This is a genomic window from Nocardia sp. NBC_01009, from assembly GCF_045208035.1.
GTDB lineage: Bacteria > Actinomycetota > Actinomycetes > Mycobacteriales > Mycobacteriaceae > Nocardia.
Genome location: NZ_CP108695.1, coordinates 7,974,096 through 7,988,074, shown reverse-complemented (window position 1 = coordinate 7,988,074; position 13,979 = coordinate 7,974,096). Strand labels below are relative to the sequence as shown.

At 65.6% G+C, this 13,979-nt stretch carries 13 protein-coding genes; 3 read left to right on the top strand and 10 right to left on the bottom strand.

From position 1 onward, the window contains the following. Nucleotides 1-446: 446 nt before the first annotated feature. The gene (locus tag OHA42_RS36125; protein WP_406232669.1) at nt 447-1,367 is read left to right on the top strand and encodes a hydroxymethylglutaryl-CoA lyase; all 921 of its coding nucleotides are present in this window, start codon (nt 447-449) and stop codon (nt 1,365-1,367) included. A 622-nt stretch (nt 1,368-1,989) separates the two neighbouring features. Here the strand turns inward: OHA42_RS36125 and OHA42_RS36120 are convergent. Then, nucleotides 1,990-3,213, bottom strand: a complete 1,224-nt coding sequence (locus OHA42_RS36120; protein WP_406232667.1) for an MCE family protein — start codon at nt 3,211-3,213, stop codon at nt 1,990-1,992. A 135-nt stretch (nt 3,214-3,348) separates the two neighbouring features. Between OHA42_RS36120 and OHA42_RS36115 the strand changes: the two genes are divergently transcribed. Further along, nucleotides 3,349-4,704, top strand: a complete 1,356-nt coding sequence (locus OHA42_RS36115) for a cytochrome P450 (protein ID WP_406232666.1) — start codon at nt 3,349-3,351, stop codon at nt 4,702-4,704. Between the two features lie 79 nt (nt 4,705-4,783). After that, complete coding sequence (locus OHA42_RS36110; RefSeq protein WP_328405515.1) at nt 4,784-5,365, top strand: TerD family protein; 582 nt, start codon at nt 4,784-4,786, stop codon at nt 5,363-5,365. Between the two features lie 61 nt (nt 5,366-5,426). Here OHA42_RS36110 and OHA42_RS36105 read toward each other — a convergent pair whose 3' ends face one another. Genes OHA42_RS36105 through OHA42_RS36065 form a run of 9 tightly spaced genes read right to left on the bottom strand, consistent with a single transcriptional unit; the run spans nt 5,427 to nt 13,726 of the window. Continuing rightward, nucleotides 5,427-5,912, bottom strand: a complete 486-nt coding sequence (locus OHA42_RS36105) for a glutathione peroxidase (RefSeq protein WP_406232663.1) — start codon at nt 5,910-5,912, stop codon at nt 5,427-5,429. Beyond that, nucleotides 5,909-7,141 carry a cytochrome P450 gene (locus tag OHA42_RS36100; RefSeq protein WP_406232662.1) on the bottom strand — a complete coding sequence of 411 codons (1,233 nt, stop codon included), beginning with the start codon at nt 7,139-7,141 and terminating at the stop codon, nt 5,909-5,911. The genes OHA42_RS36105 and OHA42_RS36100 overlap by 4 nt, the downstream gene beginning before the upstream one ends. 33 nt (nt 7,142-7,174) lie before the next feature. Further along, nucleotides 7,175-8,770: a succinic semialdehyde dehydrogenase gene (locus tag OHA42_RS36095; protein WP_406232661.1), complete on the bottom strand. Its 1,596-nt coding sequence runs from the start codon at nt 8,768-8,770 to the stop codon at nt 7,175-7,177. Beyond that, complete coding sequence (locus tag OHA42_RS36090; RefSeq protein WP_406232659.1) at nt 8,767-9,513, bottom strand: AMP-binding enzyme; 747 nt, start codon at nt 9,511-9,513, stop codon at nt 8,767-8,769. The genes OHA42_RS36095 and OHA42_RS36090 overlap by 4 nt, the downstream gene beginning before the upstream one ends. 26 nt (nt 9,514-9,539) lie before the next feature. Further along, nucleotides 9,540-10,925 (bottom strand): hypothetical protein, encoded by a 1,386-nt coding sequence (locus OHA42_RS36085; protein WP_406232658.1) that lies wholly within the window; start codon nt 10,923-10,925, stop codon nt 9,540-9,542. Nucleotides 10,926-10,930: 5 nt separating this feature from the next. Further along, the gene (locus tag OHA42_RS36080) at nt 10,931-11,482 is read right to left on the bottom strand and encodes a nuclear transport factor 2 family protein (protein WP_406232657.1); all 552 of its coding nucleotides are present in this window, start codon (nt 11,480-11,482) and stop codon (nt 10,931-10,933) included. After that, complete coding sequence (locus tag OHA42_RS36075; protein WP_328405504.1) at nt 11,482-11,706, bottom strand: ferredoxin; 225 nt, start codon at nt 11,704-11,706, stop codon at nt 11,482-11,484. Before OHA42_RS36075 ends, OHA42_RS36080 begins: the two co-directional genes overlap by 1 nt. Then, entirely contained in the window at nt 11,703-12,521 is an 819-nt protein-coding gene (locus OHA42_RS36070) for an SDR family oxidoreductase (protein WP_406232655.1), read from the bottom strand. The genes OHA42_RS36075 and OHA42_RS36070 overlap by 4 nt, the downstream gene beginning before the upstream one ends. Further along, nucleotides 12,521-13,726 (bottom strand): cytochrome P450, encoded by a 1,206-nt coding sequence (locus tag OHA42_RS36065; protein ID WP_406232653.1) that lies wholly within the window; start codon nt 13,724-13,726, stop codon nt 12,521-12,523. The genes OHA42_RS36070 and OHA42_RS36065 overlap by 1 nt, the downstream gene beginning before the upstream one ends. Nucleotides 13,727-13,979 lie beyond the last annotated feature (253 nt).

Sequence of the window (13,979 nt, the reverse complement as noted above, 5' to 3'; positions counted from 1 at the left end):
GATGATGGTGCGCGTACACGACAAGGAACACCGAACCCGATCGACCGCTTCCAGCGGGTGTCGGCCGGCGGATTGCGTGCCCATCTCGTCACCATCGACGCAGACCGCTTACCGCACGTCCGCTCCCTATGAAAACGCCGACTGCGAACGTGCGCGTCACGAACGTGCGGCAGTCATGAGAAATGATCACGCAACGGTGGTGCCGGCCGAGCGCGGGACCTCCCGCGAGACACAGGGAGGCGTCGTGAGGGACAATCGCGCAGTGCTTGTACTGGAGGCCTCATGACTCGTCGGGTGTATGGCCGCAGGCGGCCACCTGGGCGTTCGGCATATGAGCTGCGCGCCCCGACACCTCGCCGACCCACCGTGCATCCCAACCCGGCGGTGGGGAACGGGAAGCCGTGCGGTGGCGTGATGTGCGTGCCGCAGGAAGTGCGCGAGAAGAAATGACGGTGCTGACCGAGTCGGTGCTGCGCGATGTGACGCTGCGCGACGGACTTCAGCTCACCGGCAAGGTGCTTGCGGTGGAGCACAAGGTCGACATCGTCCGGCGCCTGCTCGCGCTCGGTGTGCCCGCTCTGGAGATCGGCTCCATGGCCCGCCCGGATCTGGTGCCACCGATGGCCAACACTACGGACCTCATCGCGGCGCTGACTCCCGAAGAGCTGCGACACTGCTGGGTCTGGGTGGCCACACCCCGGCACGTCGAAAAAGCGGCGGCCGCCGGCGTGCGCAACTTCCAATACTGCTTCTCCGCTTCGGACGCGCACAACAAGGCGAATATCGGCCGCAGCACCGAGGACAGCGTCGCGGCCATGCCCGACGCGGTCCGCCTCGCCCACGAAGCGGGCGGCGAAATCCAACTCTGCCTGGCCACCAGCTTCAGCTGCCCGTTCGACGGCCCGGTAGATCCCGAACGAGTCCTCGCCATCGCCAACGACCCGCGCACCGAAGGCGCTACCGACATCGTCATCGCCGACACCCTCGGCCAGGCCGACCCGGCTCAGGTAACCGCCCTCATCTCCGCGGTCCGCGACCGAACCCCGCACCGCCGCATCGTCTTCCACGGCCACGACACCTGGGGCATGGGTGTAGCCAACACCCTCGCCGCGCTCGGAGCAGGCGCCACCATGGTCGACGGCTCACTAGGCGGTCTGGGCGGCTGCCCCTTCGCCCCCGGCGCCAGCGGCAACACCTCCACCGAAGACATCCTCTTCGCCACCCGCCCCACCTGGTTCACCCCCACCACCTTGGCCGCCCTGGTCGAACTCTCCGAAGATCTCCTGACAGACCTCGGCGAACCCAACCGCTCCCGCACCGTCGAGGGTGCGCGCTCGAAAGCCGAAGCCTTCGACTGGGTCATATGACCCGTAGCGTGAAATAGCGGCGTGCAGTAACTCGCGGTATCTCGCAGACTTAGGATGCGGACAGGGGAGTCGTTGGCGTTAATGCCGCGCAGTTGGAGGCCTGTCCGAGGAGGGTGTGCCGCCCACTGTTCTACCGGGCAGTGCTGGGCACGTCGTGTGCCGTACCCGGCTTTCTCTTCCGCAGCCTGCGTAGTCAGGCACACAGCTTCCAGCGTGAGGACTGGCTGTGGTTGCGTTCCAAGCACTTTGGTGATCGAGCGTAGTCAAATGGTGGCTTTCCGGCCCTTCGGCAACCGCATTATGACTACGCTCGATCACCGCTTCTCTGCCCTTGTGAGAGAAGTGCTCGAGAACGGCACCACAGCCAGTCCGCACGCTGGAAGCTGTTGCCTGCCTCCAAAAGCTGCGGAAGAGAAAGTCGGGGACCCCACCTGACGTGCCCAGCACTGCCCAGTAAACCAGTGGAGTGCGGCCGATACTGGGTAGCGTGCACTGGATTCGGTAAACCGAGCTCGCCCCCCAGCGGTGCCAAGTAGAACTGGGATGCACAACATCCCAGACCGCCGAGCTGCGGAGCAGTGGTTTTCGCTCAGCCGGTACAGCCTCACTGCCGAGCGTCGAGCTACCGCCCACCCATCCCCGGCAGTCCCGCGAACAGCAGCTCGAACACCGGTGGGCTGTTCGGATGCACAGTGGTCGACGGTATGAACGGCCGACCTTCGCCGGTGTCGGTGACGACGTAGTCGGAGTGGCTGCCGGGCACCCTGTCGTTCACGCCTTCGCAGTGCGGGCCGCCGGTGGCGTTCACCTTGGGCAGGTCGTCCGGGTACTGATACGGCTCTGCGCCGTACATGAAGTTCGAGTTGAAGTACGCGCCCGGGTATCTGCCGCCGAAGATCTCCTCGGCGAGGGGCATGAGTTTGCCGAGTGCGTTGACGACGCAATCCAGCCCTGGCGCATAGGCATACAGCAACGCGGTCGTCGGACGGAGGAGCTGGAGCGACGCAATCAACGACGGTTCGCTCTGCCGGAGCACACTACCCGTGGTGTCCGTGACGCCGACGAGGTTCAGCAGTACCACGTCGAGATCCGACTGTCGGTCGGTGATCGTCGCACTCGTGGTGGTGGTATTTTCCGCCGTGCGCAACAGATCTCCGACGGTGTCGGCGTACAGGCCGGTGACATCGGCCGTGGCGGTCAGATCCCGTCGCAGCGCGGGCAGGCTCGGATTGATCTCGCGCAGATAGGAATCCGTGTGCGCCAGTGTCTCGCCGAGCTTGTCGCCGCGCGCTTGCAATGCGGTGCTCAGTGCATTCATGGCGACGTTGAGCTTGCCGGGCTCGACCTTCGCAAGGAGGTCGGCGAGATGGTCGAACAGCGTATTGAACTCGACAGTGACCGCCTCGGCCCTCACCTGCGCGCCGGGTCGAAGTGGACGGCCCGAAGGGTGTTCCGGAACAAGGAAATTCACATACTTCGCACCGAAGACGGTGGTGGAGTGGATGTCCACCCTCGCGTTGTCCGGGACGAGCCGCAGCAACTCGGGGTCGAGATCCAGCCGCAGCCGCGCCCGGTCCTCCGCTCGGGAGACCGCCGCCACCCGGCCGATCTCGACGCCGCGGTACTTCACCCTGGCATCGGGGTCGAGCACCAGTCCGGCGCGCGGCGCGTCGACGGTGACCGACGCGGTCGAGATGTACCTGCCCGAATACATCGACAGCACAGTGGCAATGACGATGGCCATCGAGAGAATCAGTGCAGCACCGGCAACTTTCCAGCGTAATGCCCGCCAGATGCTTCGGGCGATTACCAATCGCGGCCCATCGGTCTGTTGCTTCGAATGCATTACTCACCTGCCTGGAGAGGGGCGCGTCGTTGCCCCGCTCGCGGTACCGGATTGCTTGCCCGGCCTTACGTGTCGTAGTACTGTCCAGACACGTGTCCATCGTACGTCCGGACAGCTATACCGGGAGGATTTCCAATGACCCTGGTCAAACCACGGCGGGTTTCCGGAGGCGAGCACGAACACGGCCACCTCGACGAATTTCGGGTCGATCCACTGGCCTTGATGCGCCGAGTCCGGGCCGAATGCGGCGATGTCGGGTCGTTCGACCTGGCCGGACGGCGCGTCATCATGCTGTCGGGCGCCGAGGCCAACGAGTTCTTCTTCCGCTCCGGCGACGAGGATCTGGATCAGGGCGCTGCCTACCCGTTCATGAAACCGATCTTCGGCGCGGGCGTTGTCTTCGACGCCAGCCCCGAGCGGCGCAAAGAGATGCTGCACAACCAGGCGCTACGCGGTGAGCAGATGCGCGGGCACGCCGCGACGATCGAGCGCGAGGTGGAGCGGATGCTCGCGCGCTGGGGCGACGCCGGCGAGATCGACCTGCTCGATTTCTTTGCCGAACTGACCATCTACACGTCCTCGGCCTGCCTGATCGGGACCAGATTCCGTGACGAACTCGACGACCGCTTCGCGCGGCTCTACCACGATCTGGAGCGGGGCACCGACGCACTGGCCTACGTGGACCCCTACGCGCCGATCGAAAGCTTCCGCCGCCGCGACGAGGCGCGCCGCGAACTCGTCGACCTGGTACAGGGCATCATGGACGGCCGCGTCGCGAACCCGCCTGCGCACAAAACGGATCGCGACATGCTCGACATCCTGATCACCATCACCGACGAGCACGGCAATCCGCGCTTCAGCGCCAGCGAGATCACCGGCATGTTCATCTCGATGATGTTCGCGGGTCACCACACCACCTCCGGCACCGCGGCCTGGACGGTGATCGAACTACTCCGGCATCCTGACCTGCTGACCAGGGTTGTCGATGAGCTCGACGAACTGTACGCCGACGGTTCGGAAGTCAGTTTCGCCGCGCTGCGCCGGATTCCACAGCTCGAGGCCGTGCTGAAAGAGACACTGCGACTGCATCCACCGCTGATCATCCTGATGCGTGTCGCCAAGGGCGAATTCGAGGTGTGCGGGCATCGGATCGCGGAAGGCGACCTGGTCGCCGCCACTCCCGCCATCTCCAACCGCATCCCCGAGGACTTCCCGAACCCGGAGGACTTCGATCCGGACCGCTATATCGACCCCAATCAGGAAGACATCGTCAACCGCTGGACGTGGATTCCGTTCGGCGCGGGACGGCATCGCTGTGTCGGCGCGGCGTTCGCGCTGATGCAGCTGAAGGCCATTTTCTCGATCCTGTTGCGCGACTGGGAGTTCGAGATGGCCCAGCCCTCCGACAGCTACCGCAACGATCACAGCAAGATGGTGGTGCAGCTACAGCAGCCGTGCACCGTCCGCTACCGCAGGCGTCAAAAGCCCTAGACGGCGCACACCTTGCGCGGGTGTGAGCAGGAACTTCTGCGCCGCATCGGGATACGGATCAGCTTGTACTGTGAAACGCATGATCACGCTCAAAAAAGAAGATGGCGCCGCGGATCTCAACGGCATCACCAAACTGACGGTCGGGGTGAGCTGGGATCCGTCGGCGGGCACGAGTGGCGGTGCGATGGGGCTGCTGCGCCGCAAACGCGGGGTGGACCTGGATCTGATCGCCATCCTCATGCAAGGCGCGGAGCCGGTGCGTTTCGCCGGCCTGGACTCCCTGGACCCGATGGGCAACGGCTCGGTCCAGCACACCGGTGACGAGCAGACCGGCGCCGCCTCCGGCGACGACGAATCGGTGCACGTCACTTTCGCCGATGTGCCCGGCGGCATCGACGCCATCGTGTTCGTGGCCGCTGCCTTCAAGAAGGGCAGCTCGTTCGAGAAGGCCAACAACATTTCGTTCAAGGTGTACGACGCGACCGGCGGCAGCGCCGAACAGGTCGCCGACATCTGGCCGTCGCTGCTGGGCAACGACAACGCCAATGCGGTCGCACGGGCCTTCCGCTCCGGCGCGGGCTGGCAGTTGGAAGTCCTCAACCGCAAGGGCCAGATCAAGCAGGGTGACAAGCAGGCCCTGCTGCGCTTCGCCATGGCATAGACACAGCAAAGCCGGAGTCGAGCGGTGCGTCACCCTCGATTCCGGCTCGGCCGAAAGATGTTTACAGAGCCGCCTCGATGGCGTTGATGACTGCCGCGGAGTCGGGTTCGGTCCGTGGCCGGAACCGGCCGACCACCTTGCCGTCCCGATCGATGAGGAACTTCTCGAAGTTCCACTGGATGTCACCGCTGGTGCCCTCCGCGTCCGCGGTGTCGACCAGCTCGCTGTAGAGCGGGTGCCGGTCCTCGCCGTTGACGTCGGTCTTCTCGAGCAGCGGGAAATCCACACCGTAGGTGGTGGAGCAGAATTCCTGGATCTCCTCGGCCGTGCCGGGTTCCTGACCCATGAACTGGTTGCTCGGCACCCCGATCACGGTGAATCCGCGCGGTCCGTAGGTCTTCTGCAGCTCGACCAGCCCGGAATACTGCGGCGTCAGCCCGCACTTCGAAGCCACGTTGACCAGCAGCACAGCGTGGTCCCCGGCGAGCTCGCCCAGGGTCGTCGCGTCGCCGGACAGCGTGCGCAATGGAATATTTCGAAGGCTCACTCGTATCGCACCTGCCACTTCTTGATTCCGTTTATCCACCCCGAGCGCAACCGTACCGGATCCGACACCTGCGTGATCTTGGGCATCACATCGGCGATGGCGTTGAACATCAGGTCGATCTCCAGGCGCGCCAGGTTCGCACCGACGCAGTAGTGCGCACCGGTGCCGCCGAAGCCGACGTGCGGGTTCGGGTTGCGCAGCACATCGAAGGTGAAGGGGTCGTCGAAGGCGTCTTCGTCGAAGTTCGCCGAGCTGTAGAAGAGCCCCAGCCGCTGTCCCTTCTTGATCTGCCGGCCCCCGAGCGCGGTGTCCTGTGTCGCGGTGCGCTGGAAGGCCGTGACGGGGGTGGCCCAGCGGACGATCTCGTCGGGCGCGGTCCGCGGTCGCTGCTGCTGGTAGAGCTCCCATTGCTCGGGGTTGTCCACGAACGCCTTCATGCCATGGGTGATGGCATTGCGGGTGGTCTCGTTGCCCGCCACCGCGAGCAGGATCACGAAGAACCCGAACTCGTCGGAGCCTAGGTGCTCACCGTCGACGTCGGCATTGACCAGTTGGCTGACGATGTCCTCGGCCGGGCAGCCGCGGCGCTGCTCGGCCATGTTCCAGGCGTAGCCGAGCAGTTCGGCCGAGGCCATGGTGGAGGCCGAGGTGGTGTCGCCGTACTGCGGGTCGTCGTAGTTGAGGGTCTGATTGGTCCAGTCGAAGAGCTTGCGCCGATCGGCCTCCGGGACGCCGAGCAATTCCGCGATCGCCTGCAGCGGCAGTTCGACGGCAACCTGCTGGACGAAATCACCGCCGCCGGACTTCTTGGCCGCGTTCACGATGGCGGCGGCGCGTTCGGTCAAGGCCGCCCGCAGACTCTCCACCGCACGCGGGGTGAATCCTTTGGACACGATCCGCCGCGTCTTGGTGTGCTTGGGCGGATCCATATTCACCAGCAGCGCACCGGTCACCGCCATCTGCTCCGGAGTGGTGTCATTGGGCAGCCGGATGATGGATCCCTTCTCCTGGGAGGAGAACAGTTCCGGATTCCGCGAGATCTCCTTGACGTCGTCGAGTTTGCTGACCACCCAGTACCCGCCGTCGCGGAAGCCGCCCGAGGTGTTGTCGGATTGCGCGTTCCACCACACCGGCGCGGTGCGGCGCAGCCATGCGAATTCCTCGACCGGCCTCCGGTTTTCCCACAGCGCGGGGTCGGTGAAATCGAAGCCTGCCGGCAATGCCGTCATGGTCGCCTCCTCGGGGGATGGAACGAGATGCGCTCAGCGCAGCCGGGTTCGGCGCATGAGCCGCAGCGTCGTCAGGGTGATCTTCAGTTGCTTCTCGTAGGGCATGCCCGCACGGGCGTTGAGCACCTGACGCTTCTGGACGCCGACGTTCACGGTGTCGGTGTACTTGAGCAGGCCTTGATCACCGTGTCGGGTGCCGACGCCGGACTGCTTCACGCCGCCCGACGGTGTGGCCTTGGCGGCATAGGTAGCAACGAAGCCGTCGTTGATATTGATGTTGCCGGCTTCCAACTGATCGGCAATGCGGTTGGCGTGGGCCAGGTTTCGGCTCCACACGCTCGCGTTCAGGCCATAGTTGGTGTCGTTGGCGAGCCGGATCGCCTCCTGCTCGTCGCTGAACCGGTACACGCTGACCACCGGGCCGAAGGTTTCCATGGTCGCGTGCGTCATCTCGGGTGTGACGTCGGTCAGCACGGTCGGCTCGTAGAAGGCGGGTCCGATGTCCGGGCGCGCTTTGCCGCCGGTCAGCACCGTGGCGCCCTTCGCGCGGGCGTCGTCCACATGGGCCGCGACGCGTTTCATGTGCTCGACCGACACCAGCGAGCCGAATTCCGGTGTGTAGTCGTAGGCCGCGCCGATCTTCGAACCCAATTCTTCTGCCGCCGTGACCAATCGGCGCACGAATTCGTCGTAGTGGCGATCGTGCACGTAGATCCGTTCGATGTGCATACAAGCCTGGCCGGAGTTCGCGAACACCGCGAATGCCGCGCCCGGAATGACGTCGTCGAGATTCGCGTCGTCGAGCACGATCATCGGGTTCTTGCCGCCCAGTTCCAGGCTGCAACCGATCAGGTTGCGGCCCGCGCCTTCGCCGACGATCCGGCCGGTCGCGGTCGAGCCGGTGAACATCACGAAGTCGGCGTTATCGATCAGCGTCGGGCCCACCTCGGGGCCTTCGCCGCAGACGACTTGGAACAGTCCGCGTGGCAGCCCGGCGCGATAGAGCAGTTCCACTCCGAACAGCGCGCACAGTGCGGTCTTGTTGTCCGGCTTGAGGACGACGCCGTTGCCCGCCATCAACGCGGGCATCGCATCCGACAGCGCGATCGCGAACGGGAAATTCCACGGCGCGATGACTGCGACGACGCCTTTCGGGCGGTGTTGTTCGGTGGAGCCGGTCAGCAATGGCATCGGGCCGCCGCGCCGGACCGGCCGCAGCACCCGCTTTGCGGTCTTGAGGTAGTGGCTGATGACCATCGGTACGTCGCAGGATTCCTCGACGGCCATGCGGCGGGTCTTGCCGCAGCCGATCTGGATGAGGTCGGCGATGGTTTCGTGCTCGTCCAGCAACAGTTCGTGCGCGCGCTCGAAAACACGCAGTCTGCGCCGCAGCGGCCACGCGGCCCATTCTTTCTGTGCGGCGCGGGCGGTCGCGTAGGCGGCGGCGATGTCCGCGGGCGTCGACTGCGGTAGTTCGCCGACCACCGCTCCGGTGTAGACCTCGATCATCTGGTACGGCGCTGCGGCATCGTCGGCGGCGACCATCCCGGTCAGCCTGCCGATCAACGCCTCGGTGATCCGGGCGGGCAGGGCGCTCGCCGACTCTGTGGTCGTTTCGGTTGTGCTCATCGGATTCTCCCAAGGACAACGGCGGATACGTCCGAATTAGAACACGTTCTCGTTGTCGTGACCAGGCTGTTCGCGCAGATAGACCACATCAAAGGCCCGTCTGGTGATCCGGCGCGACCCGCCGAGTACTCCTTCGCCCAGCGGTAGTCGGGCTTTCCGCTCGGCGCTCGCGATATCGCCGGGGCGATCCAGATCTGCCTCGGAACTTTGTAGCCCGCGAGGTGCCGGCGCACATGGCTCTCCAGCGCGGCGAAATCGACCGTCTCGGCTGCGGCCACCGAGACCACCGCGGCCACCTGCTGGCCCCAGCGCTCGTGCGGCACCCCGATCACCACCGCGTCGTAAATCGACTCGTGTGCCTTCACCACGCTGTCGACCTCTTCGACGAACACCTTCTCGCCGCCGGTATCGACGACCATGTTGCCGCGGCCGATCAGGGTGACCGACCCGTCCCGCTCGGCCCGAGCTCGATCGTCGGTGACCACCATCCGGGTGCCGTCGACGGTCTTGAACAGCCTGCCGGTCTTCTCCTCGTCCTTGTAGTAGCTGTCGATGCCGTTGTGCATCTGAAAGCCGATGTGCGTGCCGGGGGCGACGTCCACCGAGGCGAGGTGGTCGGCCAGTCGATCGGCCTGTTCGTCGAGTTCGCGGAAGGTGAGCACGCGGTCGCCCTCGATCAGCGCGACCCGGTCGGATATAGCGTCGACGGCGTGCTCGAACAGGTCGGCGAAGTTGCAGGACATGGCAATTCACTCTTTCGGGGCGCGCGTCAGAGCACGGTGAGCGGCAGCGGTATGCCGCGGTCGGTGAAGGTGAAGGACGCGCCGGTGCTGTATCGGGTGAGCGTCACCTCGGTCGCCTCGCGAAATGGTTGTGGGGCGAGCGCCATTTCGACGGTCCAGCCGTGGTCGTCGGTGGCGACGGCGCGGGTGGCGAAGCGCGGGTTCACGCCCCTGGCCATGGCATCCAATGGCGCGAGGTGGTCGGCGTCGATCATCGCGGGCCACGCGCCGTCGGCTACGGCGTCGCTCCGATGCGGAATATGCAGCAGCACGGTGTCGCCGGTCTCGGTGATCTCGACGCCGGTGTAGGGCAGCGGGTTCCAGGCCGGATGCAGCCGCAGCACCTCGGCGAGTGCGGCGGGATCATCACCGATCCCGAGCACGGCACGGATGCGTTCGGAGCTGATGCCCGCGATGCCGGTGAAGTGCTTGCGGCCGAGCTCCATCGCGCTATCACTGCTGGAAGGGCCACCGGCACGGGCACCGGAAGCATCCTCGCCACCGCCACCGCCACCGCCACCGCCACCGCCACCCGCACCGGCAGCGCCGCCGCCACCGGCACCACCGGAAGTGGTGTCAGCAGCCGAAGCGGCATCGGCACCGAGCCTCGAGCGCACTGCGATCATGAATCCCAGGGTCAGCAGATGGTGTTGCAGACACACCTCGTCGGCAATCCGCACCAATGCCGATTTCGAGAAGTCGGCGAAACGGAGATCACTGAGCAGCGGACCGGAATAGTCCGCCCGGCCCGGGTCGTCGGTGTCGATCGCACCGAGCTCGACACCGGCTGCCGCGGACGCCGCCACCAGTTCTGCATAGCGCGGCGCAGGTGGTGCGACATTGGCCGGGTCGATGGTGACGGTCCACGCGCACATGGGATGCCGGTCGGCGGGCCTGCGCGGTGGGCGGTGAATCGGCCGAATCTGCGCGTGCGCGTTGGTCGCCAGCGCCGTCGCGTCGAAGGTCGGATCCTCGATGGTGTGGCACATCGCCACCACGAAATCCTCGCCCATCGGCTCGACATCCATCAGCGCACCGCAATGATCCAGCCAGAATTCCCCGTGTTCGCGGTCCTCGACGCGGAATCGGAAGTCCATGAACTGCGGCGGCGCGCCGATATCGAGTTGCAGCCCTTTGAAGATGGTCGCGACATCGTCGCCGACGAAGCCGAGCGCGCGTTGCATGCGACGGGTGTAGACGGGGCTGGCGAGCTGCCACTCCTCGATGGCGATCGCCGTCATGCCGTCGCGGCCGAACGCCGCGATGGCATGCGGCAGGCCGGATCTGTCGATCAGTTGGCCGCACAGCAGCAATTCCGGCAGCAATGCGGCCAGCGCTGCCCTCGACAGGTGGTCGAAGCTGCTGCGCGACATGGCCGTCACCACAGGGGAACCGGCGCTTCGCCGACTTTGTACCAGCCGGGTAGTGGCTTGCCGGACATCGATCGCTGGATCCGCTTCTGCATACCGGGCAACAGCGCATTGCCGGCGATCATCTCCAAGAACAACTGCGAGACATTGCCGAGGTCGAAAAAGTCACGCTGCCAGGACCATTGGTAGTCGCCGCCGTAGCGGAACCAGCTGCCGCCGATGCCCTCCGGGCTGTAGTTACGCCCATCGGGCCGCTTGGCATCGGCCACCTGTTTCCAGAAGCCGATCACGCTGCCGCTGCGCTCGTCGATCACGAACTCCTGATACGGGTAGGACCAGCCCTCCAGCCCGTCCATTTCCTGGCCGAGGGCGAGCACCCGGATCTCCTCGCGTCCGACCGCCATGAATTCCTGAGTGGGGCCGTAGTTCCAGCCATAGGTGGCGTCCTCGGTGTACATCTCGGCGAGCGGCTTCCAATCGCCTTTGTCCTCGCAGCGCTGGTTCTCCAGCACCCAGCGCCGGACCATCTCGTCGAGCTCGCTGCGTTCGAAACCTGGCATTACGGTGTTCCTTTCGTGCCTGCTGCGGGCTCGTCCGCAATGATCGACAGGGCCTGTGTCGGGCAGTAGCGGACGGCGCGCTCGACATCCGCGGCTGTGTCCGCGTCGGGTGTCGGATCGGTGATTTCCACCTTTCCGCGCTTGGGCACGGTGAAGGTTTCCGGTGCCTCGTCCTGGCAGACGGCGTGCCCCTGGCACAGGTCGAGATCGGCGATGATCCTCACTGCTCGCTCCTGCCTTGCTCGTTCGGGGCGCTGTCCGGGATCGGCAGTAGCGGCGCTTCGGGCTGGACCTCGACGAGCACCAGGTGCGCACCACGCGGTGTGGAGACCACCGCAACCACCGCGGCGGCCAGGTCGGCGGCGCGCAGCATGTATCCGTGGCGGGCGAATCCCCAGGTCTTCCAGGCCTCCAGCATCGGCCCGATCACTTCAGGGGTGGAGTTCATCCCCATGCCGGTCAAGGTCGGGCCGGGCCGCACGAGGCAGGCGCGGATGCCGCTGCCCTCCAGTTCCATCCGCATTTGCCCGACCATGGCTTCGAGTCCGGCTTTCGCGGCGCTGTAGGCGCCGGTGTGCGGGCGTGGCTCGACGGCGCAGTCGGAGCTGATCACGACGACATCGCCGCGCCGCCGGGCGATCATGCCGGGCAGCACCCGATGCGCGAGCCGGTGCGCGCCGCCGAGGTGTACCTGCACCTGCTGAAGAAACCGATCCGGTGCCATGTCGTGGACCGGGCCGAATTCGATGTCGCCCGCACCGGAGACGAGGATTTCGGTGGGGCCGAGCGCCGCCTCGGCCGCGGTCACGAAGGCATCGATCGAGGTGGGATCGGTGACATCCAGCTGGTGTGCGAAGGCCTCGCCGCCGCTGTCGCGGATCTTCTGCGCCAGCGCCTCGCATTGGTCGGTGCGGCGCGCACCGAGCGCGACGGGGTGCCCGAGTTCGGCGAGCGCGACCGCGGTGGCAGCGCCGATGCCGGAGGACGCACCGGCGACGAGGGCGGGCCTGCGCACGGGATGGGGTTCGAAACGTGGCACTATCTCGCCTCCACGACGATGGGAAGTTGGGCGAACCCGCGCACGTTCGTCGAGTGCACCCGCACGATGCCGGAATCGGCGACGTCATAGGACCGGACCCGCGAAACGAATTCGCGCAGTGCGACTCCCGCTTCCAACCGGGCCAGGTGCGCGCCGAGACAGAAATGGACGCCTGCGCCGAAGCTGGCGAGTCCGGCCTTGTCGGTGCGGCCGATGCGATAGCTGTCGCCGTCGGTGAACACTTCGGGATCGCGATTGGCGGAGCCGATCAGCAGCAGCACTTTGGCGCCCGCCGGAATGGTGTGGCCGTGCTGGTCGATGTCGACGGCGGCACTGCGCGCGACCATCTGACTGGAGGTGTCGTAACGCAGTGTCTCTTCGACCCAGTCGGTCACCAGTTCCGGCTCCGCGACGACCCGCGCGTATTCCGCCGGGTTCTTCGCACCCCAGTACAGCGCGTTTCCGAGCAGTTTGGTCGTGGTCTCGTTGCCGGCGACGACCATCAGGAACATGAACCCGATGATCTCCTCGTCCGACAGTGTGTCGCCGTCGATGTCGGCGTCCAAGAGCGCCGAGGTGAGGTCGGTGCCGGGGGAGCGCCTGCGCGCGGCAACCATGTCGCTGTAGTAGCCGATGAGCTGGATCGAGGCTGCCACGGCGGGCATCGGGACGTCGAGCACACCGTCCTCCCGGTGCACGACCAGATCTGCCAGCCTGCGGATCTCGGCGCGATCGGGTTCCGGCACACCCATGAGCTCGGAAATCACGTCCATCGGCAGCTTGCCCGCGACCTCGTCGATCCAGTCGAAAGTTCCCGTGGCCAGGGCGGGTTCGAGGTAGGACAGTGTCAGTTCCTTGATGCGGTCGGCCATTTCGGCGACCCGCTTCGGCGTGAAGCCCTTATAGACGAGCCTGCGCATCCGCATGTGCCGTGGGTCGTCCATCGCCAGGAACGACATCACCCGGTGTGCGTGCGGTCCCCAAGCGGCGGGATCGAGCGACACTCCGTTGGCGCTCGACAACCGGACGCTGTCGCGGAACGCGCCGGTCACATCGGCATGTCGAGACAGTGCCCAGAAGTCGAGTTCGGCGTTGTAGTACAGCGGCGCTTCGGTGCGCAGCCGCTGATAGGTGGGGTAGGGGTCCTCATGGAATCGGTAGTCGTATGGATCGAACGTCAACGGTTCCAATGAGGCCGCCGTCATCGCGCCGTCCCGAAATTCGATAACGAGTTCTCGTCGGTGAAAGTTGTCGCATCACCGTTGAGAGACACATAGCTGGACATGTGTCTGGACGGTACCACTGAGGCATGCTCCCGACAACGATTCTTGGGGATTCGTCCGTGGTTGGCGGTGCGGTTTCGGGGATGTATCAGGATGGCCTTCGAGGCCGGGAATCGCTACCCGAACGACGGCAAATCTGAAACATGTTCTTGCATGCCATCGGGCGCCGAGACTA